This is a genomic window from Ruegeria sp. AJ12, from assembly GCF_056536245.1.
The window spans coordinates 1,772,683-1,793,230 of sequence record NZ_JBQFJJ010000001.1 but is presented as its reverse complement, the minus strand read 5'-3'; the positions used below and the strand labels follow the sequence as shown (position 1 = coordinate 1,793,230).

21 protein-coding genes are annotated in these 20,548 nt (G+C 59.9%); 10 read left to right on the top strand and 11 right to left on the bottom strand.

Features of this window, described 5'->3' with window-relative positions; all coding sequences use genetic code 11:
- Positions 1–49: 49 nt before the first annotated feature.
- The 3 genes from mazG to ACR3E0_RS09080 all read left to right on the top strand — a co-directional run bounded on the left by mazG (position 50) and on the right by ACR3E0_RS09080 (position 2,359).
- Positions 50–907, top strand: a complete 858-nt coding sequence (gene mazG, locus ACR3E0_RS09090; RefSeq protein WP_480478253.1) for a nucleoside triphosphate pyrophosphohydrolase — start codon at positions 50–52, stop codon at positions 905–907.
- Positions 908–971: 64 nt separating this feature from the next.
- Positions 972–1,913, top strand: coding sequence for a nucleoside hydrolase (locus tag ACR3E0_RS09085; protein WP_480478252.1), 942 nt, complete (start codon positions 972–974; stop codon positions 1,911–1,913).
- Positions 1,910–2,359: an N-acetyltransferase family protein gene (locus tag ACR3E0_RS09080; RefSeq protein WP_480478250.1), complete on the top strand. Its 450-nt coding sequence runs from the start codon at positions 1,910–1,912 to the stop codon at positions 2,357–2,359. The genes ACR3E0_RS09085 and ACR3E0_RS09080 overlap by 4 nt, the downstream gene beginning before the upstream one ends.
- A 15-nt stretch (positions 2,360–2,374) precedes the next feature.
- On the opposite strand, the gene ACR3E0_RS09075 is transcribed toward ACR3E0_RS09080, so the two are convergent.
- The 5 genes from ACR3E0_RS09075 to ACR3E0_RS09055 form a co-directional block, all read right to left on the bottom strand.
- The gene (locus ACR3E0_RS09075) at positions 2,375–3,028 is read right to left on the bottom strand and encodes an immunity protein Imm33 domain-containing protein (RefSeq protein WP_480478248.1); all 654 of its coding nucleotides are present in this window, start codon (positions 3,026–3,028) and stop codon (positions 2,375–2,377) included.
- Positions 3,029–3,078: 50 nt separating this feature from the next.
- The gene (eno, locus tag ACR3E0_RS09070; protein WP_480478246.1) at positions 3,079–4,359 is read right to left on the bottom strand and encodes a phosphopyruvate hydratase; all 1,281 of its coding nucleotides are present in this window, start codon (positions 4,357–4,359) and stop codon (positions 3,079–3,081) included.
- A gap of 137 nt (positions 4,360–4,496) precedes the next feature.
- The gene (locus tag ACR3E0_RS09065) at positions 4,497–5,381 is read right to left on the bottom strand and encodes a DMT family transporter (protein WP_480478244.1); all 885 of its coding nucleotides are present in this window, start codon (positions 5,379–5,381) and stop codon (positions 4,497–4,499) included.
- A 136-nt stretch (positions 5,382–5,517) separates the two neighbouring features.
- Positions 5,518–5,931, bottom strand: coding sequence for a Fur family transcriptional regulator (locus ACR3E0_RS09060; protein WP_480478242.1), 414 nt, complete (start codon positions 5,929–5,931; stop codon positions 5,518–5,520).
- Positions 5,932–6,016: 85 nt separating this feature from the next.
- Entirely contained in the window at positions 6,017–6,721 is a 705-nt protein-coding gene (locus ACR3E0_RS09055) for an endonuclease/exonuclease/phosphatase family protein (protein WP_480478240.1), read from the bottom strand.
- A gap of 249 nt (positions 6,722–6,970) precedes the next feature.
- On the opposite strand from ACR3E0_RS09055, the gene ACR3E0_RS09050 reads away from it, so the two are divergent.
- Positions 6,971–7,579: a 3'-5' exonuclease family protein gene (locus ACR3E0_RS09050; protein ID WP_480478238.1), complete on the top strand. Its 609-nt coding sequence runs from the start codon at positions 6,971–6,973 to the stop codon at positions 7,577–7,579.
- Positions 7,580–7,653: 74 nt separating this feature from the next.
- On the opposite strand, the gene ACR3E0_RS09045 is transcribed toward ACR3E0_RS09050, so the two are convergent.
- On the bottom strand, positions 7,654–9,072 hold the full coding sequence (locus ACR3E0_RS09045; RefSeq protein WP_480478236.1) for a protein adenylyltransferase SelO: 1,419 nt from the start codon (positions 9,070–9,072) through the stop codon (positions 7,654–7,656).
- An 83-nt stretch (positions 9,073–9,155) separates the two neighbouring features.
- Between ACR3E0_RS09045 and ACR3E0_RS09040 the strand changes: the two genes are divergently transcribed.
- Positions 9,156–9,575, top strand: a complete 420-nt coding sequence (locus tag ACR3E0_RS09040; RefSeq protein ID WP_480478234.1) for a cupin domain-containing protein — start codon at positions 9,156–9,158, stop codon at positions 9,573–9,575.
- 2 nt (positions 9,576–9,577) lie between these two features.
- Here the strand turns inward: ACR3E0_RS09040 and ACR3E0_RS09035 are convergent, their stop codons facing one another.
- Positions 9,578–10,480 (bottom strand): hypothetical protein, encoded by a 903-nt coding sequence (locus tag ACR3E0_RS09035; protein ID WP_480478232.1) that lies wholly within the window; start codon positions 10,478–10,480, stop codon positions 9,578–9,580.
- Between the two features lie 120 nt (positions 10,481–10,600).
- Here ACR3E0_RS09035 and ACR3E0_RS09030 point away from each other — a divergent pair, with 120 nt between their 5' ends.
- Complete coding sequence (locus tag ACR3E0_RS09030) at positions 10,601–11,491, top strand: fatty acid desaturase (protein ID WP_480478230.1); 891 nt, start codon at positions 10,601–10,603, stop codon at positions 11,489–11,491.
- Here ACR3E0_RS09030 and ACR3E0_RS09025 read toward each other — a convergent pair.
- A complete protein-coding gene (locus ACR3E0_RS09025) occupies positions 11,457–12,533 on the bottom strand; it encodes an anhydro-N-acetylmuramic acid kinase (RefSeq protein WP_480480995.1) in 1,077 nt (358 codons plus the stop codon). The two genes, ACR3E0_RS09030 and ACR3E0_RS09025, sit on opposite strands and share 35 nt — an antisense overlap.
- Positions 12,534–12,839: 306 nt before the next feature.
- On the opposite strand from ACR3E0_RS09025, the gene ACR3E0_RS09020 reads away from it, so the two are divergent.
- Together ACR3E0_RS09020 and tyrS are read left to right on the top strand one after the other, a co-directional pair.
- Entirely contained in the window at positions 12,840–14,132 is a 1,293-nt protein-coding gene (locus ACR3E0_RS09020) for an MFS transporter (protein ID WP_480478228.1), read from the top strand.
- An 85-nt stretch (positions 14,133–14,217) separates the two neighbouring features.
- Complete coding sequence (gene tyrS / locus ACR3E0_RS09015) at positions 14,218–15,468, top strand: tyrosine--tRNA ligase (protein ID WP_480478226.1); 1,251 nt, start codon at positions 14,218–14,220, stop codon at positions 15,466–15,468.
- A gap of 92 nt (positions 15,469–15,560) precedes the next feature.
- Here tyrS and ACR3E0_RS09010 read toward each other — a convergent pair whose 3' ends face one another.
- A complete protein-coding gene (locus ACR3E0_RS09010; protein ID WP_480478224.1) occupies positions 15,561–16,295 on the bottom strand; it encodes a hypothetical protein in 735 nt (244 codons plus the stop codon).
- A 187-nt stretch (positions 16,296–16,482) separates the two neighbouring features.
- On the opposite strand from ACR3E0_RS09010, the gene ACR3E0_RS09005 reads away from it, so the two are divergent.
- Together ACR3E0_RS09005 and ACR3E0_RS09000 are read left to right on the top strand one after the other, a co-directional pair.
- Positions 16,483–17,238, top strand: a complete 756-nt coding sequence (locus ACR3E0_RS09005; protein WP_480478222.1) for a 3-hydroxyacyl-CoA dehydrogenase — start codon at positions 16,483–16,485, stop codon at positions 17,236–17,238.
- A 9-nt stretch (positions 17,239–17,247) separates the two neighbouring features.
- Complete coding sequence (locus ACR3E0_RS09000; RefSeq protein WP_480478220.1) at positions 17,248–17,793, top strand: sugar O-acetyltransferase; 546 nt, start codon at positions 17,248–17,250, stop codon at positions 17,791–17,793.
- A gap of 72 nt (positions 17,794–17,865) precedes the next feature.
- On the opposite strand, the gene ACR3E0_RS08995 is transcribed toward ACR3E0_RS09000, so the two are convergent.
- Together ACR3E0_RS08995 and ACR3E0_RS08990 are read right to left on the bottom strand one after the other, a co-directional pair.
- Complete coding sequence (locus tag ACR3E0_RS08995) at positions 17,866–19,674, bottom strand: ABC-F family ATP-binding cassette domain-containing protein (protein ID WP_480478218.1); 1,809 nt, start codon at positions 19,672–19,674, stop codon at positions 17,866–17,868.
- 68 nt (positions 19,675–19,742) lie between these two features.
- On the bottom strand, positions 19,743–20,483 hold the full coding sequence (locus tag ACR3E0_RS08990; RefSeq protein WP_480478216.1) for a GNAT family N-acetyltransferase: 741 nt from the start codon (positions 20,481–20,483) through the stop codon (positions 19,743–19,745).
- Positions 20,484–20,548: the final 65 nt, after the last annotated feature.

Below are 20,548 nucleotides of genomic sequence, written 5' to 3'. Positions count from 1 at the left end.
TCCAAGCTGCGGGATGGATGCATCTGACACCGGAACAAGGGGCTTCGCAATGGCTGAAAATCCGCTGATCCACGATTCCGACGCCGGCATCGAACGGTTGCTGGAAATCATGCGCCGCCTGCGCGATCCCGAAACCGGCTGTCCCTGGGACATCGAACAGGATTTCGGAACCATCGCGCCGTACACGATCGAAGAAGCCTATGAGGTTGCCGACGCCATCGAGCGGCAGGCCTGGGAGGAGCTGAAGGGCGAATTGGGCGATCTGCTGTTTCAGTCGGTGTTTCACGCACAAATGGCCGAAGAGGCCGGGCATTTCGCCTTTCAGGACGTTGTGCGCACCATGTCCGACAAGATGGTCTCGCGCCATCCGCATGTGTTCGGCGATGAATCGCGCGACAAATCCGCCGAACAGCAGACGCTGGATTGGGAGACCGTCAAGGCAGCCGAACGAGCGGGCAAGGCGCAGAAAGGCGCATTGGACGGCGTGGCCCCCAACCTGCCCGCCCTGCTGCGGGCGCACAAGCTGCAGAAACGGGCCGCGCGTGTGGGGTTTGACTGGCCGGATGCCAGCCATGTCCTTGCAAAGATCACCGAAGAGGCCGCCGAACTGGAGGAGGCGCGCGACAGCAAGGACGCGGATGCGCTAGAGGATGAGTTCGGCGATCTGTTGTTCGTGATGGTCAATCTGGGTCGCCATCTGGGTATCGAACCCGAGGCTGCGTTGCGCCGTACCAACGCCAAGTTCACCCGCCGCTTTGAAAAGGTCGAGGCACGACTGGCCGACAGGGGCAAAACCCCGTCCGACAGCACGCTGCAGGAAATGGACGCGCTGTGGGACGAGGTTAAGACCGAGGAACACCGCGCCAACGGCAAACTCCCGCCTGTGGACAAGACAGCCAACGCCTGAAAGCGCTGGACAAGCTGCGCGGCACTTGCCAGTGTCCGCCCCTCAATATCCCGGGAGACCCGCCATGACCGCGCGCAAGATTATCATCGACACCGACCCCGGACAGGACGATGCCGTCGCCATCCTGCTGGCACTGGCCAGCCCCGAGGACATCGAAGTTCTGGGGATCACCGCTGTTGCCGGGAACGTACCTCTGGAGTTGACGGCCAAAAACGCGCGCATTGTTTGCGAACTGGCCGGTCACACCGAGATCCCCGTCTACTCGGGATGTGATCGCCCGCTGAACCGTCCGCTGATCACGGCCGAGCATGTGCACGGCAAAACCGGCCTGGACGGTCCCGACCTGCCGGACCCGCAGATGCCGCTGACCGAGGGCCACGCGGTCGATTTCATCATCGAAACGCTGCGGTCGCACCCGCCCGGAACCGTTACGCTGTGCCCTCTGGGCCCTTTGACCAACATCGCGACGGCGTTCCAGAAGGCGCCCGATATTGTGGATCGTGTGCAGGAAATCGTTCTGATGGGCGGGGCCTATTTCGAGGTTGGAAACATAACGCCCACGGCCGAGTTCAACATTCATGTCGACCCGGAAGCCGCTGATGTTGTGTTTAAATCCGGAAGACCTATTGTCGTTATGTCGCTGGACGTTACCCACAAGGCTCTGGTCACCCAACCGCGCAACGACGCATTTCGGGCCTTGGGAAACAGGGTCGGCGTTGCTGTGGCCGAGATGACGGATTTCTTCGAACGTTTCGACAAAAACAAATATGGCAGCAAGGGCGCGCCCCTGCATGACCCGTGCGTCACCGCCTATCTGATCAAACCCGAGCTTTTCTCGGGCCGTCATGTGAATGTCGAGATTGAGACCCAGTCGGACCTGACCCTGGGCATGACGGTTGCCGATTGGTGGGGCGTGACCGACCGGGCTCCGAATGCATTGTTTGTAGGCGGTATCGATGCGGATGGCTTCTTTGCCCTCCTGAATGAACGTCTGGCGCGGCTATGACCGCCGCGCTCCGCCTCGCACGCCCGGATGATCTGGATCGCCTTGCGGGTCTGGTCGCGGCGTTCCACGCCGAGCAGGGTATTGACCAGGATGCCGAACAGCGGCGGGCCGCCCTGTTGCCTCTCCTCGACGGCATTCCGCACGGGTGCATTTACCTGATCGGCCCCGGGCGCGCACCGCTGGGCTATATCATCCTGACGTTCGGGTGGTCGGTAGAATTTGGCGGCATGGACGGGTTCGTTGACGAGATTTACATCCGACCCGCCGTGCGCGGTCGCGGGATCGCGACCGAGGTTCTGCTGGAACTGCCCAAAGCCCTTGCGGGTGCCGGCCTGACCGCCCTGCATCTTGAGGTCGACCGCACAAATGAATCGGCGCAAAAGCTCTACCTGCGCACCGGCTTTAAACCGCGTGAACGCTACATGCTGATGAGCAAGGTGATGTAAAGCGGATACGCTGATCTATTCCTCATCAACACTGAAAAGGTCAGAGTTGTCACAGCGAACAAAACGGCTACCAACGGGCGCGCCCAGTACGGGCAAAAAGCTATCATCTATATTCAGTACTGCACCTATGGCGACATACTCCGGAACAATATCATCATAGGATTCATATTCAGCCTCCGAAAGCTGTCTTGCATCCGCACGAATCCGCCATCCTGTGTCCGGGTGTGTATCTTCTTCGTCGTGTTCCGGATCTTCTCTGTATAGAAAGCCAACCTGCGCGCGACCTTCCAGCACCGCCGGATCAACAAAACATCTTGCAAACCACTTGTTAAAATCGTTGACGAACCTAGTTTGAATCTCTTGATCGTGCCATTCAATATCGATGATATGGTGGGCATCGAAGACAACAACATCTCCAAAGTTCAAGCCAGGCATATCTGCAGGTTCATTGGCAAGTTTCCCAATCAACTTCTCGCCTTGCCGCTCGATCACATCAACCCACATGCGTTCGGCATCGTACTCTTCAGAAATGGGTACAGCGCTAAATATCAGTTTCACACGGGCCCCAGCACCAACCTCAGACACCTCTTCGGAGCTTGGTAAATAGTATGTATAAGGGTTTTCGCGTTGTAATGGCCGCGGGTCACGCAGCTTATATCCAATTGGCATCACGGCTGCTTCCGAGGAAGTGAATAAAGGGGGCAAAGCCCCCACTTACATCAATGGTTCTTCAAGATCGACGCACCGGCATATTCGGCGACTTCACCCAGTGTTTCTTCGATACGGATCAGTTGGTTGTACTTGGCCAGCCGGTCCGACCGCGCCAGAGAACCGGTTTTGATCTGACCACAATTGGTCGCCACCGCCAGATCGGCAATGGTGGCGTCCTCGGTCTCGCCCGAGCGGTGCGACATCACGTTGGTGTACCGCGCGCGATGCGCCATATCGACGGCACGCAGGGTTTCGGTCAGCGAGCCGATCTGGTTCACCTTGACCAGCATCGAGTTCGCACAGCCGCGTTCGATTCCTTCGGCCAGACGCGCCGGGTTGGTCACGAACAGGTCGTCCCCCACCAACTGTACCTTGTCTCCAATGGCATCGGTCAGGGCTTTCCATCCGTCCCAGTCATCTTCGGACATGCCGTCTTCGATGGAAATGATCGGGTAATCATTGACCAGCGCCGCCAAATAGTCCGCGTTCTCTTCCGAGGTCAGGCTCTTACCCTCACCGGACAGAACATATTTTCCGTCCTTGTAGTATTCGGTCGCCGCGCAGTCCAAAGCCAGATGAATTTCTTCACCCGGCGTGTAGCCCGCCTTTTCGATGGATTTCAGGATGAAATCCAAGGCTTCACGGGTGCTTGCGATGTTGGGGGCAAAGCCGCCCTCATCCCCCACACCGGTGGCCAGACCTGCCGCCGAAAGCTCTTTCTTCAGGGTGTGGAACACTTCCGAGCCCATGCGCACCGCTTCGCGGATATTCGCAGCCGAGACGGGCATGATCATGAATTCCTGAATGTCGATCGGGTTATCGGCGTGTTCGCCCCCGTTGATGATGTTCATCATCGGCACCGGCAGAATACGGGCCGAGGTGCCGCCGACATAGCGATAAAGAGGCTGTGTGGTGAAGTCTGCTGCTGCCTTGGCGGTGGCCAGCGAGACGCCCAGAATGGCATTCGCGCCCAGACGACCCTTGTTCTCGGTGCCGTCCAGTTCGATCATCGCAGCATCGATGGCCACCTGCTCGGTCGCATCGAACCCAACCAGTTCCTCGGCAATCTCGCCATTGACGGCGGCAACGGCCTCCAGCACACCTTTGCCCAGGTACCGAGACTTGTCGCCATCGCGCTTTTCGACCGCCTCATAGGCCCCGGTCGACGCACCCGAGGGTACGGCAGCGCGGCCCATTGTGCCGTCTTCCAGGATCACGTCCACCTCGACCGTGGGGTTGCCCCGGCTGTCCAGAATTTCGCGTGCGTGGATGTCGATGATGGTGCTCATGAGGCCCGTCCCTGTGGCTGCAATCGGTTGACAGCCTCATAGCATCACGCGGCAAAAAGTAAACCGTCTGCGTTAACGCTAACACGCATATTATCCGGGCTTTGAGGCTGACAGGTAAGTGTTTGCGCCAACAGGATTCAGGTTGCAGCCAACGCGATCTGACGCGCCAGTCTGCGTTCCCGGACAAAGGTGTAGAGTCCCGACCCGATGATCAGTGTCGCGCCCGCGAGAGTCATCGCATCCGGGCGTTCGTTGAACATCAGAACACCCGCAATCATTGAAAACACAAGACGTGTATACCGAAACGGCATCATGGCCGAGGCCTCACCCACCCGCATCGCCGCCACGATGCCGTAATAGCCCAACATGCTGAAGATCACAGCCGCCAGATAGGGCACGACCTGAGCAGATTGCACCGGAGCAAAAGTCTGACCGATGGAAACCATCAGCACTGCCCCTGCCAGAGTGGCTGCGATGTATGCCTGCATCGCAACAACCGTGGACGCGACCCGCGCATCCAGCTTGCGCGTGATCAGGTCACGCGCGGCAATCAAAAAGACAGTTGCGACGACCAACAAGGTTTCGGGCTGGAATCCATCAAGCCCTGGCCGAATGATCATCAAAACGCCCAGGAAACCGACGCCGATGGCGCTCCAACGGCGCCAGCCCACCTTTTCACCCAGAAACAGCGCAGCACCCATTGTCACGGCGAGCGGAAGGGCCTGAAACACCGCCGCGACGGTGGATAGATCAATCAGGGACAAAGCAGTTACAAACAGCACCGCCCCCAGACCCTCGGACGCGGCGCGTGCCATCGGCAAGACCTTCCACGCAGCCGGGTCAAAGATCCGTTTTCGTGTCGCGACCGACAACACAGCAAAGGACAGGCCACAAGAAACGCCCAGCACAATCAGAATCTGCCCGGTCGGCACACTGACCGACAGGTATTTGATAAACATATCTTCGATTGCAAAAGCCGCCATCGATCCGATGAGCAGCAGGATGCCGTTTACGTTGTTCATGCGCGGTTCCGTAGGGACGGGCCGGTGAAATCCGGGCCCTCATGTCAGCAAAATAGTATCCTTCCCGACACCGCAAGCCCGATTGCGACAGCTTCGATGAAGTGCCGTGATGCGGCCAATCGCGTTTCCTGATGGATCAGTCCTTGTCGAGCGGTACGCCGTACAACTCCAGACGGTGGCCTTTGAGTTTGTACCCGAGCTTGGCCGCGATTTTTTCCTGCAACGCCTCGATTTCGGGATCGACGAACTCGATCACCTCACCGGACTGCATGTCGATCAGGTGGTCGTGATGATCGCGCTCGGCATCTTCATAGCGCGCGCGTCCGTCACCGAACTCCAGGCGCTCCAGAATCCCGGCCTCTTCGAACAGCTTCACCGTACGATAGACAGTGGCGATCGAAATCCCCGAATCCAACGCGGAGGCACGCGCATACAACTCTTCCACGTCCGGGTGGTCTTCGCTCTGCTCCAGCACATGCGCGATGGTGCGCCGCTGGCCCGTCATGCGCAGCCCCTTGGACTCGCACCGCGAGATGATCGTGTCCGACATGGCACCCCTCAGGAATAGTACGGATTTCTGTCTTAATATGTCTGAGGACGCAGCACCACAGGGATTCGGCTGCGGGCGGCGGGTTTCAGGTCAGACGCCGCAGATCTGCCCAGATGGGCAGATGATCCGAGGCGATATGTGCCGGACGATCTTCATGTACACCGTGATCCAATGCCTCGACGCCTTCTCCGAGGGCAATGCGATCCAGTGCACCGAGAGGCTGAGCGGCCGGATAGCTCGGCACGGGCGGCAAGAACCGCATCTCGGGGGCCAGATTGTCCAGAACCGGCTGGCGCGACCATTCGTTGAAATCCCCGGCCCAGACCGTGGGCATCTGGTCCAGCCCGGAATCACAGCGGCGGATATGGGTGATCTGTCGGCGCCGCGAGGCGGGAAACAGGCCCAGATGCATCCCCATCACCCGCAGCGGACCGATCTGGGTGTCAAACTCCACCCGAACCGCGCCCCGGGGTTCCAGCCCTGGTAACTCATGATGCCCGGATTCGCGGACCCTGATGTGATCGCCCCGCCAGATCACGGCATTTCCGTGCCAACCCAGACTGCCGGCCCCGCCCAGATCGACAATCTGCCAGCCGGCCTCGTCCAGCATGAAATGCGGCAGGGCGGCGGGTCGGGGCGGCAGGCGCTTGTCGGCCTCCTGCAATACCACGATCTCGGCCCGCATTTTGTCCAGAACCTGCAGGATTCGCTGCGGCTGACGCCGGAGATCCAGCCCGACACATTTTTGAATGTTGTAACTCGCAATGCGCAGGGTCGAGGACTGTGTCATGGGATTCCGGACTTCAAACTTCCGTCAGGATCGCCTTGCGGGAAATCGAGTGCAAGCCCGTGTTATGCCCCATCCGGGATTTACCGGCAATTATTGAGTCTGCGCCACCTTTTTTATCAATGGGAAGCCGAGATCATTGCCAACAGGTTCCGATCTCGGCGCAGCGGATGAGGTGGGTTCCGGTCGTTGTATCATGCGCCGGGTGAACTACCTGACATTCATCAACACTGTTCTTGGAAAATCAGAAGCATGGATCACGCAATTGTCTTTGACTGCGAGTTTCTTACCACTGCGGGCGCGCCCTCGCGATTTTGGTGCGGACCGCATGACCCGGACCCGGTCGTTGCGCAAATTGGTGCCACAAAAGTCAGGCTGGGCGATGACTTTGAAGTGATCGATACCCTGCGGCTCTATGTAGTGCCTCGGGATCGCGACGGAGGTCAGGCAGAGCTCGATCCGCTTTTCAAAAGGCTCACGGGCATAACCGAAACAAACATAAATGAACACGGGCTTGAACTTGAGGATGCTCTGAGGCTGACCAAGGATTTTGCCGCGGGCAAAAAGCTGTGGTCATGGGGAAAGGACGAGTTCAACCTGATAGCGATCAGTTGTTATGTGCAAGGTCTGACGCCGCCCATTCCAGTGACACAATTTGGAAACGCTTGTCATTTGCTGCTGAAAGCCGGAATGCCCTATGAAGACATTAAGACAACGCGCAGCAACACACTGGCCGAATACTACCAGATCGACCATCCACCGCTGCGTGGTCACGATGCACTGGATGACGCGCTTTCCGTGACATATGTCCTTCAACATCTCCTGCAGCAGAACACTCTGGTACCGGCTGATTTCGAATGACAGATTGCCGAATTTTTAAAATGCGCGTTGGCCCAAACTGTTTCGGATTGCCGCTGGCCGATCAGAGCTGATCCTCAGGTCCCGCAAAACGTCGCCTGAACCACCTCATTGTCCATGGGCGGGCGGGTCAGGTCGTCATGCCCCGGCTGATCCTCGAATGGCAGTGCAAGCACCGTGTTGAGCCGGTGAAAAGGCATGTAGTCGCCCTGCACCGCGGCCTCGATCATCTGCTCGACCCGGTGATTGCGCGGAATGAAGGCCGGGTTGACGGCTTGCATCACAGTCTCCGGTGCCTCTTCACCTTCCAGCCGGGACCGCCAGCCCTCGGCCCAGGCGTCAAATGCGGTGGGATTGGTGAACTGGTCCCGTGCTTTATCCCCGCCCAGTGCGCGGAACGTGTTGGTAAAGTCGGCCTGATTGTGTGCCATCCGGACCAGAAGGTCGGATACAAGCTCCTGATCGCCATCCTGAGCAGTTGCCAGCCCGATCTTGGTCCGGAACCGTGTCAGCCAGTTCTGCTGTAACAGGTCGGGCATCGCGTGAACGATTTCGGTCGCTTCCTCGACAGCCGCCTCCTTATCCTCGAACTGCTGGATCAGAGCAGTGGCAAGCTGCGCGATGTTCCAGACCGCGATGTCCGGTTGGTTGGAATAGGCATACCGCCCCATCCGGTCGATGGAACTATAGACCGTGTTGGGATGGTAGCTGTCCATGAAGGCGCAAGGCCCGTAGTCAATCGTCTCGCCCGAGATCGCGCAGTTGTCGGTATTCATCACGCCATGAATGAACCCGATGCTCATCCATCCGGCAATCAACTGCGCCTGAGCGTCACGAACGGCGCGCAGCAGACCCATCGGTCCCTCGACCTGCGGGTAATGGCGGGCGATGGCATATTCGGTCAGACGCCGCAGGCTGTCCAACTGGCCGCGCGATGCAAAGACCTGAAAGGTCCCGACGCGCAGATGACTCTGGGCCACACGCGTCAGAACGGCACCGGGCCTCGGCCCTTCGCGCCGAACAACTTCGCCGGTCTCGACCGCTGCCAGGGCACGGGTGGTGGGGATGCCCAGCGCATGCATGGCTTCGGACACCAAGTACTCCCGAAGAACCGGCCCCAGCCAGGCGCGCCCGTCGCCTTGGCGGGAAAAAGGGGTTGGCCCCGACCCTTTCAACTGAATGTCCCGCCGCACGCCGTCGGTCCCGATCGTCTCGCCCAGCAAAACTGCGCGTCCATCACCCAATTGCGGGTTGTAATGGCCGAACTGATGCCCGGAATAGAGCTGCGCCAGGGGTTCGGCCCCTTCGGGTACAGTGTTGCCGGCAAAGGCTTCGGCCATCTCTTGCACATCGCCGGGCGAGATTTGCAGAAGTTGTGCCAGATCGTTGTTGAAGGCGATCATCTGCGGCGCGCGTACCGGCACCGGCGCCTGCCGCGCAAAAAACGCGTCCGGCAGGCGAGCATACGAGTTATCGAACGGGATCGTCAGGGTCATGCGGCAAACATATGACCCCCGGCCATGATTGCCATAGCGGATCGTGCAACGTCGTGCATAATCGCCGCAAACACGAGGACCCGATGACAGCCCAAGACATTATCGACCACCTGAACCTGCAACAGCACCCCGAGGGCGGGTGGTACAAGGAAACCTGGCGCGCCGACAATCCGGGCCGCGCAACCGGCACCTGCATCTATTTCCTGCTGCAGGCCGGGGAACGCAGCCACTGGCACCGGGTCGATGCAACCGAAATCTGGCTGTACCACGCGGGCGCGCCGCTGGTCGTGTCGCTCAGCGAGACGGATCGGGGCCCGGCCAAGGACCATATGCTGACCCCGGAGCTGTCCCACGGCGCACCGCAGGTGATCGTCCCCGAAGGCCACTGGCAGGCCGCCCGCAGCACCGGAGGCTATACGCTGGTCAGTTGCACCGTGTCGCCGGGTTTTGAGTTCGAAGGATTCGAACTTGCCGCGCCCGGTTTTGACATTCCCCGCACGTAACCTCAGGCGCCATTGTCCGATATTCGGCTGAAGGGCCAGAGCCGCCCTTTCATGCTCCAACTCAGGCCGAACGCCACCAGCGCCAGCGCCTCGAACCAAAAGGTCAGATCGTTGCGGTTCCACCAGACCCAGTTTCTCGACCCTTCATCAATGAATACGGCCTTCACGAGCAAGGCAAGAATCGCCAGCAAAATCAGCAATCCAAAGACCAGGTACCAAAAATTCCGCTTGCCCTTGGTTGTCGACAGTTCAAACCCGTCTTCTGCTTCCTCATGAACCGACTTTTCGGATTGCGCACGCCGGAAGACAACAATCGAGAAATAGGCCAGCACAAGGAACATACCGCCCGCCGAGATGAAATGCAGGTAGGTCAGGAAAAAGCTGGTCACGTCGGTCCCGACCCAGAAATCGAACCCGACAGTCCCCTTCACAACTTCAATGTCTGTTGCGTGCCCGCCCTGGGCATCGCTGAGAAAAACCCTGGCAAGGCTGCCATTGAACTCTTCGCACCCTGTCCCATCGGTGGGAATGAACGCGACGCCAAAGGCGCACAGCCCCGCAAAGCGCGCCAGCCAGATATCCAGTGGCTTGTGGCCCAGATAGCCCTCGACGCGCCCGTGGGTTCCGGTCTTGTGGTCCGGCAACCTGTAGAAAAACAACAGCAGAACACCAATGAAGCTCAGCGCCCCGACCAGCAGGTCGCCGCCCAGTCGGGTGTAGTAGTAATGGCTGATGGAATCGATGGTCGGACAGGCCCCGCTGATCCTGCCGGCGATGAGCAGGGCAAATGGTAATCCCAGCGCCACCAGTCCAACACTCTTGTTCACGGCCTTCAGGCTGATCTGAAATGGCAACCCGCTTTGCGCGTCCTTTCTCAGGGCGCGAACTTCCTCTTTGGAAATCATACCCAGTCCTCCAATATCTAAAACAATAGCAGAATTATCATGCGAAAGGGCCTTTCAGCGCAAGGACCGGGTGATGCGTGAGGCTTGTCAGCGTTTTCCCGAGGCGGCAATGTGAGCGCTATGGACCACCGTGCGCTCATCGCCTCGATGCCGGCCGAGACCAAGGACAGGCTGCAGGAACGCTCTGACGCGGCCGGGCTTTGGCACCTTGCGCTGTACCTGACCGCCCTGACCGCGACGAGCGCCGGAATTGTCCTGCATATCCCGTTCTGGCCGCTGCTGATCCTGCCTCAGGGGGTTCTTTTGGTCTTTCTCTTCACGCTCAGCCACGAATGCACCCACAAGACGCCCTTCAGAACCGGATGGGTGAACGACGCGGTTGGTCACCTGGTGTCGGTCCCGATCGCCCTGCCCTTCACCTGGTTTCGCTATTTCCATCTGGCACATCACAAATGGACCAATCACCCGGATAGCGATCCCGAGTTGGACGGCAAGCCCCGTCCCGACACCTGGCGCAGCATGGTGGTTTATCTGAGCGGCTGGCCCTACTGGTCGGGGATGGCGCGCACTCTGGCGCGCAACGCCAGTGGACGGATCGATGCACCTTACCTGCCGAAGCGCCAGCACCGCGCCATCCGGATCGAAGCCCGCGTTCTTCTGGCGTTATACGCCATCGCCGCTGGCAGCCTGTTCTTTAGCCCAACTCTGTTCTGGCTCTGGTTGCTGCCGGTGCTGATCGGGCAGCCGTTTTTGCGCCTGTACCTGCTGGCGGAACATGGTCTCTGTCCACCGGTCGCCGATATGCTGGAGAACTCGCGCACCACCTTCACCAACCGGATCATCCGCTTTCTGGCCTGGAACATGCCCTATCACGCGGAACATCACGCCTTTCCCAATGTGCCGTTCCACCAGTTGCCTGCCTTCCACGACTGGACCCGGGCGCATCTGAAATCCACGTCCAACGGCTATGCGGCGTTTACGGCAGACTACGCGCGCGTTCTGGGGCGCTGATTACGCCGCCGCCCACCAGCGCCTGAACACCAGTTGTTCCGGGGCACGTGGTCGGCAGACCGCGCGCCACACGCACGGCGAGGTAGGCAAAGGCCTGCGCCTCAAGCATGTCCCCGTTCAGACCCACCGCCTCGACCGGCTCGACCGGACAATCCAGCGACACCCGCAGCATCTCCATCAGAACCGGATTGTGCCGTCCGCCGCCGGTTACCAGCACGCGGGCGGGTGGCTTGGGGCAATGTTCCATACCTTGCGCCACGCCCGCGGCACACATACCGGTCAATGTCGCGACGGCATCGGCATCGCTCAGTTCTTTCACCAGCCCGATCATTTCGGCAAAGTCATTGCGATCCAGAGATTTCGGCGGCATCCGCGCAAAGAACGGCTCGGCCAGAAACAGCTCGAGCGCACCGGTTTCCACCGTACCCCCGCGCGCAACCGCACCGTCGCGGTCCATCGGTACGCCCAGACGCGCCCGCATCAGATCGTCCACCGGCGCATTGGCCGGACCGGTGTCAAATGCCAGCAGCGCACCGGGGGTTTCGGGCCCGTCGAAGGACGGGTCTACATAGGTCAGATTTCCCACACCGCCGAGGTTCAGAAAACACAATGGCTCGTCCGCCTCGATCCACTTGGCACAAGCGAAATGGAAAAACGGCGCCAGCGGCGCGCCCTCTCCGCCCATCTTCACATCGTCGCTGCGGAAGTCCCAGACCACCGGCAGGCCCAGCGCCTGCGCCAGTCCAAAGCCATCACCGACCTGCAACGTTCCGCGCCCGCGCGGTTCATGCGCCAGTGTCTGACCATGAAAGCCGATCAGGTCCACATCCTCGAATTCCGACAGCGCTTCGGCATGGGCGCGGGTAACCAGTTCGTCCGCATTCTTAACCTGCGGCCCGTGCCAGTGACCCAGCGCGTCGCGCAGCTGGGATCGTTCGGCCTCGGAATACGCCCGGTACCCGCTGTCGCCAAAGTTGAATATCTGGTGGCCGTCCGTTTCGACGACGGCAGCGTCCACCCCATCCAGCGAGGTGCCCGACATGGCCCCAAGGGCCTTGACGGCCCGATTGGTTTTGATGGACAGGTCCACGCCTCGCTCCTGCTGCTTCATGCTCACAATGGCCTGCGCACCGGTTGTATCCCAGTACTGCGCGGCTGCCACAGCCTGCCCTTTAATCGAAACGCAAGGCAAGGCTCATCCAGCGCCATTAGCATCTTTTTTCAACCCTAGCGGTTCAGGATCAACACGACGCGCGCCTTATTGCTCGAAGCCCGTTGCGGAAATTGAGTATCCGGGCAAGCGTTGTAAGATAGCAGACCAGCAAAAGCGGCATTTGACGGAATACCAATGGGACCATCGACATCGCCAACCCAACCTAAATCAGTCGAGGGGCGCAACTATCAGCTGATTTTCTGGTCCGGAGCACTGGCAACCATCGGCAATCAGCTGGTGAACCCCCGGCTTGTCCTGCCGTTCCTCTATCTCGCACTGGGGGCACCGACCTTCGTTGCAAGTCTCTTGCTGCCGTTTGTCACCGGTGCACGCCTGATCGCCGAAATCTTCGTCTCGCCCCTTATCAACCGCGTGACCCGCGCGAAACTCGCGGTCTACGTGCCGAACATCCTGACCGGAGCGGTTCTGGCGGTTCTGGCCCTGTTTGCGACCACCCTGCCGCAGTTGATGGTGATCCTTTTGTTTCTCGTCACGGCCATCGTCATGGGGTTGTGCCAGGGCATCACCAACCTTGGCACCAGCCAGATCTACGGCGTGTCCGTCCCGGACGCCAAACGCAACCGGATGGTTTTTGCCCAAGCCACCATTTCCGGGATACTCGCGATCATCGTGGTCTGGATCACCAAGGATCTTCTGGTCTCGGACCAGCCGATGCAGCGCCACATCGTCGTGATGTGGTGCGGCGTGATTGCCATGTTTGCCGCCGGGATCAGCTTTGCCGGCGTCAAGATATTCGAAGACGAACAGCCCGCCGCACCGCAGCCTGCGCAAAAACCCAAGCCGATGGCCGAGTTGAAGACCGGTTTCAGGACCGGCATGGCCTATCCGTGGTACCGGAAATTCCTGACGGCGCGGCTGATCTTTGTTTCGGTCGAGCTGGCCATGCCGTTCTACACGATCCACGCTGCAACCTACCATGTCGGCACCAAGCACTCGCTCAGCTATTTCGTGATTGCGGCGAGCGCAGGCGTGGTGATCGGGTCCATCGTATGGGGTTGGCTCAGTGGACGGATATCGGTCAAACCGGTGATGTGGCTGGGATGCCTGATCTCGACCCTGTCCGCTGTATTGGCGCTTGGGTTCACCATGTTGGGCTACGCGCAGAACGTCTGGCTCTATGCGCTGGTCATCCTGCTGCTGTCGCTGGGTGGTAACGGTGTGATTTATGGTCGCTACCTCTATGTAATCGAGATGACCAAGGAGAAAGAGCGCCCCTATCTCGTCGCCCTCGGCGATGTCGTCGCCGGGCTGGTGGGCATCGTGTTTGCGGCGATTCTGGGCGCCGTGGCCCACCTACACGACCCGATCACACCTATCTTTGCACTGGCCGCGCTCAACCTGATCGCGATGCTGTATGCGTTCCGTCTGCCCCCCACCAAAGAGGCAAGTGCGGCCCCGGCGCAGTAGACGCGGAAGTCTTGCGAAAAGGTGCCTTTTCCTTACCCATCGCGCCGCCTATACAGTGCCGCGCAACACTAACCCGAGGCACGATATGACATACCACCCCAAATCGGATTTCATCGCCACGATGATCGAGCGCGGCTTTCTGGCTGACTGCACCGATTATCAGGGCCTTGATGAAGCGCTGATCAGCGGGGTGCAGACGGCTTATATCGGCTATGACGCAACGGCGCAGTCGCTGCATGTGGGTCACCTGATGAACATCATGGTCCTGCGCTGGCTGCAAAAGACCGGCCACAAACCGATCACCCTGATGGGTGGCGGCACCACCAAGGTGGGCGATCCCTCGTTCCGGTCGGACGAGCGCCCCCTGCTGGGCCCCGAACAGATCGACGCCAATATCGCGGGCATGAAACAGGTGTTTTCGAAATACCTGTCCTATGACGACGGAGCCACCGGCGCGCTGATGCTGAACAATGCCGAATGGCTGGATGAACTGAACTACCTCGATTTCCTGCGCGATATCGGGCGGCATTTCTCGGTCAACCGTATGCTGAGCTTTGAATCAGTGAAATCGCGCCTCGATCGCGAGCAGTCGCTGAGCTTTCTTGAGTTCAACTACATGATCCTGCAGGCCTATGACTTCCTCGAATTGAACCGCCGCCATGGCTGCGTGCTGCAGATGGGTGGGTCGGACCAGTGGGGCAACATTGTCAACGGCGTCGACCTGACACGCCGCGTGCTGGATCACGAGACCTACGGGCTGACCACGCCCCTGCTGACCACCAGTGACGGCCGCAAGATGGGCAAATCGCAGGGCGGCGCGGTCTGGTTGAACGGCGATATGCTGTCTCCCTATGAGTTCTGGCAGTTCTGGCGCAACACCACCGATGCCGATGTTGGCCGGTTCCTGAAGATCTTTACGGAACTGCCGGTCGACGAATGCGACCGCATGGGTGCGCTTGAGGGCTCCGAGATCAACGAGGCCAAGATCCGCCTCGCCAACGAGGTGACCACCCTGCTGCACGGATCAGATGCCGCGGCCACTGCCGAAGCGACTGCGCGCGAGGTATTCGAGAAAGGCGGCGTGGGCGGCGATCTGCCCACTCTGACACTCAGCGCCGCCGAACTGGGCGATGGCATGTCCATTGTGCAGATCATTGTGAGGTCCGGCCTGGCCAAATCAGGCAAGGAAGCCAAACGTCTGATCGCCGAAAACGGCGCCAAACTGGATGACGCCCCGCTGACAGACGCGGGCCTGATGATCGACGCCGGCGCCTTGTCGTCACCGATCAAGCTGAGCGCCGGCAAAAAGCGTCACGCGCTGGTGCAATTGGGCTGACAGGTCGGAACAGAGTCAAAAAAAAACGGCCACCCCTCGGGGTGGCCGTTTTCGTTTCTTTGTCTGATGCGCAGATCGGTGTTTAGGCAAAGTTACTTCTTGCCTTTACCTCCACCTTTTCCACCCCCTTTGCCGTCACCGCCATTGCCGTGGCCGCCGCCGCCATGGCCCGAGCCACCGCCCTGACCGTTGTTGCCACCGCCATTTCCGGTGCCCGGACCGGACCCGCCGTTGTTGCCGCCCCCGTTGCCGGGGTTGCCGCTGTTTCCATTGCCGTTGCCGGGGCCATCACCCCCTTTTCCGGGGCCGTTTCCGCCCTTGCCGGGACCATTGCCGCCACCGTTACCGGGGTCATCGCCGCCGCCACCGTTGCCCGGATCGTCACCACCGCCACCATTGCCGGGGTCATCACCGCCGCCGTTGCCCGGACCGCTTCCGCCTCCATTGCCCGGACCGCTGCCCCCCGGGGGCGCCGGGTTCAGCTGTGCGAACTGATCCGAATCCCGGTCTTCGCCGCGATTATCACTTACCGGCGTACTGATCGAGGCCGTCGGCAGGTCGGTCAGCAAGGACGCCAGACCGGGGCACATCGCACTTGTGTTTTGCAGTGTGGTCGCGAAATCCGACCGGTTCTGCAGGCGCTGCAAGAAACTCGGCGTGACATGCGTACATTCGCACATCGTCGCATAATCCCCACTGTTCGCCGCATCCCGCGCGGTTTTCCAGTTACAGATTTCGGGCGCCGCCGCAGCGCTTGTGGCGGCCATGACTCCAAAGATGGGCGCTGCAACCCACGCGGCCATCCCCACTCGTTTACTCATTTGCATTGCGTATCTCCTTACGCAGCGTCACCTGAACGTGACAGTGCATCCGGACCCGATGTGGGCCGCCAACATTAAGGGAACATGAGGACCGGCTGAGATTACCTTGAGAAAAGCGTGCCTGAACTTCTGGACAGCTCACGAAACATCCGATTAAATGAACACGCGTTCAAATCAAGGGAGGAAACCTGCAATGCAATTGTCCACCACCGCCGCCATCATCACCGGCGGCGCTTCGGGGCTGGGCGAGGCCACGGCCCGTCACTTTGCTGCCCAGGGTGCGCAGGTTACGATTCTGGACCGGGATAAGGGCCGGGGCGCACAGGTCGCGGCTGAAATCGGCGGGTATTTTGCGCAGACGGATGTCACCGACGAGGGGTCGGTCGCCGCCGCACTCGCCACGGCGATGAACAAGATGGGCCGGGTCACTGCTGCCGTGAACTGCGCCGGTATCGCCTATGGCATCAAGACCGTGGGCAAAGACGGCCCCCACCCCCTGGACGCGTTCCAGCGCACAATCGACATCAATCTGGTGGGCACCTTCAACGTCTCCCGTCTTGCGGTTGCCGAAATGGCCAAGAATGCGCCGGAGCCGGACGGCGCGCGCGGCGTCATCATCAACACGGCGTCGATTGCGGCCTTTGACGGTCAGAAAGGACAGGCCGCCTATGCCGCCTCCAAAGGCGGTGTGGTTGGGATGACCCTGCCCATGGCTCGCGATCTGGCCTCGACCGGTATCCGGGTGATGACCATAGCGCCCGGTATCTTCATGACGCCCATGCTGGCTGGCCTGCCGGAAGAGGTGCAGCAGCAGCTTGCCGCGGATGTTCCCAACCCCGCCCGTCTTGGCGACCCGCAGGAGTACGGGCGCTTGGCCGGTTTCATCGTCGAGATGGGCTATCTGAATGGCGAGGTGATCCGCATCGACGGCGCTCTGCGGATGCGCTAGGTTTTTTGCATGACCGAGCGGGAAAAGATGGAGGCCGGAGCGTGGTACTGCTGCGTCGATCCGGAACTCGACGCGTTACGCGCCACCGCACGTCGTGCGGTGCATGCGCACAACAGTTGTCATCCCGATGTGCGGGGTTTGATGGCGCCTGAACTCAAGGCCCTGTTCGGTGACCCCGGCACCGACTGCTTTTTTGAAGCCCCCTTTCACTGTGCCTATGGCATAAACATCCATCTGGGCCACCGCGTGTACTTCAATGCCGGATGCACCATTCTGGACACGGCACGTGTTCAGATCGGCGATGACACGATGTTCGGACCCAACACCCAGATCTATTGCGCCCAACACGCCAAAGATCCGGTCGAACGCGCACGCGGCCTCGAGATCGCGCTGCCGGTGACCATTGGCAATAACGTCTGGGTTGGCGGAGCGGCTCTCATCCTGCCGGGCGTTACCATCGGCGACAATGCCATCGTCGGCGCGGGCAGTGTCGTGACCAAAGACGTCGCTGAGGGCGTCACCGTGGTGGGAAATCCGGCTCGACCGGTTACCTAAGCACATGAAAACGCTGCGAGAGTCGTTGTACAAAACGAAACAAGCACCGGTTTCGCCGGATACAAATCAGACCTATTGCCCTTCGGCCTTTTCTTCGAGCATCAGCCACTCTTCTTCCGACGCCGACAGTTTTGCCTGTCGTTCCACCAGCGCCTCGGTGGCTTTCTGAAACTTGACAGGCTCGCGCGCGAACAGGTCGGGATCGGACATCAGGTGTTCCAGCTTGGCTATTTCCGCTTCGAGGCGCGCAATCTCGGTGGGCAGTTTCTCAAGCCGGTGTTTTTCCGAAAAGGACAAACCTGTTTTGGGTTTGCTCTCCTGCTTTATCTTTGGCTTTGAAGGTTTTGATTTTTCTTCTTTCTTTTCGATCAGATCACCACGCTGCGCGATATAGTCCGACCATCCGCCCGCGTAGACCGTTGCCCGGCCATTGCCTTCCATCGCAATGGTTGTCGTGGCGACGCGGTCCAGAAAATCCCGGTCGTGGCTGACCAGAAGAACGGTCCCGTCATAGTCGTCCAGCAACTCCTGCAGCAAATCCAGCGTTTCGACATCCAAATCGTTGGTTGGCTCATCCAGCACCAGAAGGTTCGAGTTTCTGGCCATCAGCTTGGCCAGCAGCAACCGGGCTTTTTCCCCGCCTGACAAAGACTTAACGGCCGCTCTGGCCTGAGCATCATCAAACAGGAACTCCTTGAGATAGCCAACCACATGCTTGGGCTGTCCCCCGACCATCACCTGATCGGCCTTGCCCGAAACCCGCATCTCGGGATCGCCGGTCAGGCTGTTCCACAGGCTCATCTCAGGGTCGAGTTGCGCCCGCGCCTGATCAAAGACCGCGACCTCCAGGTTGGTCCCAAGGGTTACAGTTCCTTCATCCGGCGTTTCTTGTCCCAACAACATCTTCAGCAATGTTGTTTTGCCCACGCCGTTGGGGCCGACAAAGGCCACGCGATCGCCGCGCTGAACCAGCAAATCAAAATTGCGCACAATTTTCTGGTCTCCGAAGGCCTTGGAAACGCCAATGGCTTCGATCACTTTGCGACCCGATTTCGGACCGGCTTCCAATGACATAGCCGCAGAGCCCTGACGTTTGATCTGCGCTGCTCGCTCGGCCCGCAACGCCTGCAACGCCCGTACCCGGCCCTGATTGCGTTTTCGTCGGGCGCTGATACCTTCGACGGCCCATCGCGCCTCGGACTTGATCAGGCGATTCAGTTTATGCCGCTGCTGATCTTCCTCTTCCCAGACCTTGTCACGCCAGTTCTCAAAGGCATCGAACCCCTGCTCGTGCCGCCGAACAACACCCCGATCGATCCACAGCGTCGCACGGGTCAGGGCACGCAGGAATGCCCGGTCATGAGAAATCAGCACGTATGCCGCCCGCGTCGCGCCCAATTCACGCTCCAGCCAGGCAATCGCCTCGATATCCAGGTGGTTGGTCGGTTCGTCCAGCAACATCAAATCCGGCGCTTCGGCCATCAGCTTGGCCAGAGCCGCCCGCCTGCGCTCTCCTCCGGACGCTGTTTCGACCGCGCGGGACGGATCAAATTTCAAACCCTCGCCTGCACGTTCAACCTTGTACAATTCCCCGGGCTCAAGGTCGCTGGAGGCATAGTCGCCCAGCGTTGCAAACCCGTCCATACCAGGGTCCTGCTCCATGTACCCCACTGATTTTCCGGGTGGAATGATAATCTCGCCCTGATCGGGTTCGACCAGACCCGCCATTACTTTCATAAGGGTGGACTTGCCCGACCCGTTGCGCCCCACCAGCGCCACACAATCACCGGGCTGGACAATCAGATCGAGCCCCGAAAACACCGGATCGCCTCCGAAGGTCAGGGAAATGCCGGACATCTGCAATAAAGGAACTCTCGCCATGTCCGGCAGCTAAACCGGCAAGCTCAGGGCGTCAACGCCACGGCTTTACCTTTTTGTAGATACCCACATCATCCGACGACCGCGCGCAACAGACGTTTGCGTGCGGGAGGAATCGCCCCGATCTCGAGCCCGGTGAACACATGCAGCGTGTTCATATGCCGATCCACAACTGCGTGATCGCTGACCCAGCCGCCCATGATCAGATATGTCCGCAACAAGGGCGGCATCCGCAGCATCGCCTTTTTCGCGTCCGGCCGGCGGCGCAACCGGGCGGCAAAGCGGAACACATCCGGCGCTTTGACCCGCGGCAGCCAGCGTTTCGGGGCCAGATGCCGGTGCTTGAGCATCGCGAAGGCATCCAGGTATTCCGCTGTCTCCGTTCCGGCAAACGAGGAACAGCCAAACAGCATTTTTACGCCGTTCTGATCCACGTAGGCCGTCATTGCCCCCCACGCGACACGTAAGATGTCAGGATCGGTCCAATCGGGATGGACGCAAAAGCGACCCATTTCCACCATGCGGCCGGAGAAATCCTCCAGCGCCGACAGATCGTAAAACTGAGCAGAATAGCTGCGCCGAACGTCCCCGCCATGCTTGATCGTCAGCATCCGGAAACAACACACCAGTTGAGAGTCAGCCCGCAGGTCCTCAACAAGAATATGCGAACAGAGGGCATCGAAATCGTCCTGATCCGTGTCCCCGGTACCGAACGCCAGAGTGCGCAGCTTTTGTGCTGCCGCGATATCATCTGGCGTCTGCGCAAGGCGCGCGCGGTATCGCCCTTTGCTCAACAACACTGCCGTTGCCATGGTCGCATCCTCCGCGGTTGCTGACCAGTTGTCTCGTTGTGGTCTGCTACCACAAGACATGTGAC

What these genes read in the sequence shown, in the direction of transcription:
- ACR3E0_RS08990 (WP_480478216.1), bottom strand. Translation starts at nt 20,483, where the DNA reads ATGGCAACGGCAGTGTTGTTGAGCAAAGGGCGATACCGCGCGCGCCTT.
- tyrS (WP_480478226.1), top strand. Translation starts at nt 14,218, where the DNA reads ATGACATACCACCCCAAATCGGATTTCATCGCCACGATGATCGAGCGC.
- ACR3E0_RS08995 (WP_480478218.1), bottom strand. Translation starts at nt 19,674, where the DNA reads ATGGCGAGAGTTCCTTTATTGCAGATGTCCGGCATTTCCCTGACCTTC.
- ACR3E0_RS09035 (WP_480478232.1), bottom strand. Translation starts at nt 10,480, where the DNA reads ATGATTTCCAAAGAGGAAGTTCGCGCCCTGAGAAAGGACGCGCAAAGC.
- ACR3E0_RS09020 (WP_480478228.1), top strand. Translation starts at nt 12,840, where the DNA reads ATGGGACCATCGACATCGCCAACCCAACCTAAATCAGTCGAGGGGCGC.
- ACR3E0_RS09010 (WP_480478224.1), bottom strand. Translation starts at nt 16,295, where the DNA reads ATGCAAATGAGTAAACGAGTGGGGATGGCCGCGTGGGTTGCAGCGCCC.
- eno (WP_480478246.1), bottom strand. Translation starts at nt 4,359, where the DNA reads ATGAGCACCATCATCGACATCCACGCACGCGAAATTCTGGACAGCCGG.
- ACR3E0_RS09085 (WP_480478252.1), top strand. Translation starts at nt 972, where the DNA reads ATGACCGCGCGCAAGATTATCATCGACACCGACCCCGGACAGGACGAT.
- ACR3E0_RS09025 (WP_480480995.1), bottom strand. Translation starts at nt 12,533, where the DNA reads ATGTCGGGCACCTCGCTGGATGGGGTGGACGCTGCCGTCGTCGAAACG.
- ACR3E0_RS09065 (WP_480478244.1), bottom strand. Translation starts at nt 5,381, where the DNA reads ATGAACAACGTAAACGGCATCCTGCTGCTCATCGGATCGATGGCGGCT.
- ACR3E0_RS09080 (WP_480478250.1), top strand. Translation starts at nt 1,910, where the DNA reads ATGACCGCCGCGCTCCGCCTCGCACGCCCGGATGATCTGGATCGCCTT.
- ACR3E0_RS09040 (WP_480478234.1), top strand. Translation starts at nt 9,156, where the DNA reads ATGACAGCCCAAGACATTATCGACCACCTGAACCTGCAACAGCACCCC.
- ACR3E0_RS09030 (WP_480478230.1), top strand. Translation starts at nt 10,601, where the DNA reads ATGGACCACCGTGCGCTCATCGCCTCGATGCCGGCCGAGACCAAGGAC.
- ACR3E0_RS09005 (WP_480478222.1), top strand. Translation starts at nt 16,483, where the DNA reads ATGCAATTGTCCACCACCGCCGCCATCATCACCGGCGGCGCTTCGGGG.
- ACR3E0_RS09075 (WP_480478248.1), bottom strand. Translation starts at nt 3,028, where the DNA reads ATGCCAATTGGATATAAGCTGCGTGACCCGCGGCCATTACAACGCGAA.
- ACR3E0_RS09050 (WP_480478238.1), top strand. Translation starts at nt 6,971, where the DNA reads ATGGATCACGCAATTGTCTTTGACTGCGAGTTTCTTACCACTGCGGGC.
- ACR3E0_RS09055 (WP_480478240.1), bottom strand. Translation starts at nt 6,721, where the DNA reads ATGACACAGTCCTCGACCCTGCGCATTGCGAGTTACAACATTCAAAAA.
- ACR3E0_RS09045 (WP_480478236.1), bottom strand. Translation starts at nt 9,072, where the DNA reads ATGACCCTGACGATCCCGTTCGATAACTCGTATGCTCGCCTGCCGGAC.
- ACR3E0_RS09000 (WP_480478220.1), top strand. Translation starts at nt 17,248, where the DNA reads ATGACCGAGCGGGAAAAGATGGAGGCCGGAGCGTGGTACTGCTGCGTC.
- mazG (WP_480478253.1), top strand. Translation starts at nt 50, where the DNA reads ATGGCTGAAAATCCGCTGATCCACGATTCCGACGCCGGCATCGAACGG.
- ACR3E0_RS09060 (WP_480478242.1), bottom strand. Translation starts at nt 5,931, where the DNA reads ATGTCGGACACGATCATCTCGCGGTGCGAGTCCAAGGGGCTGCGCATG.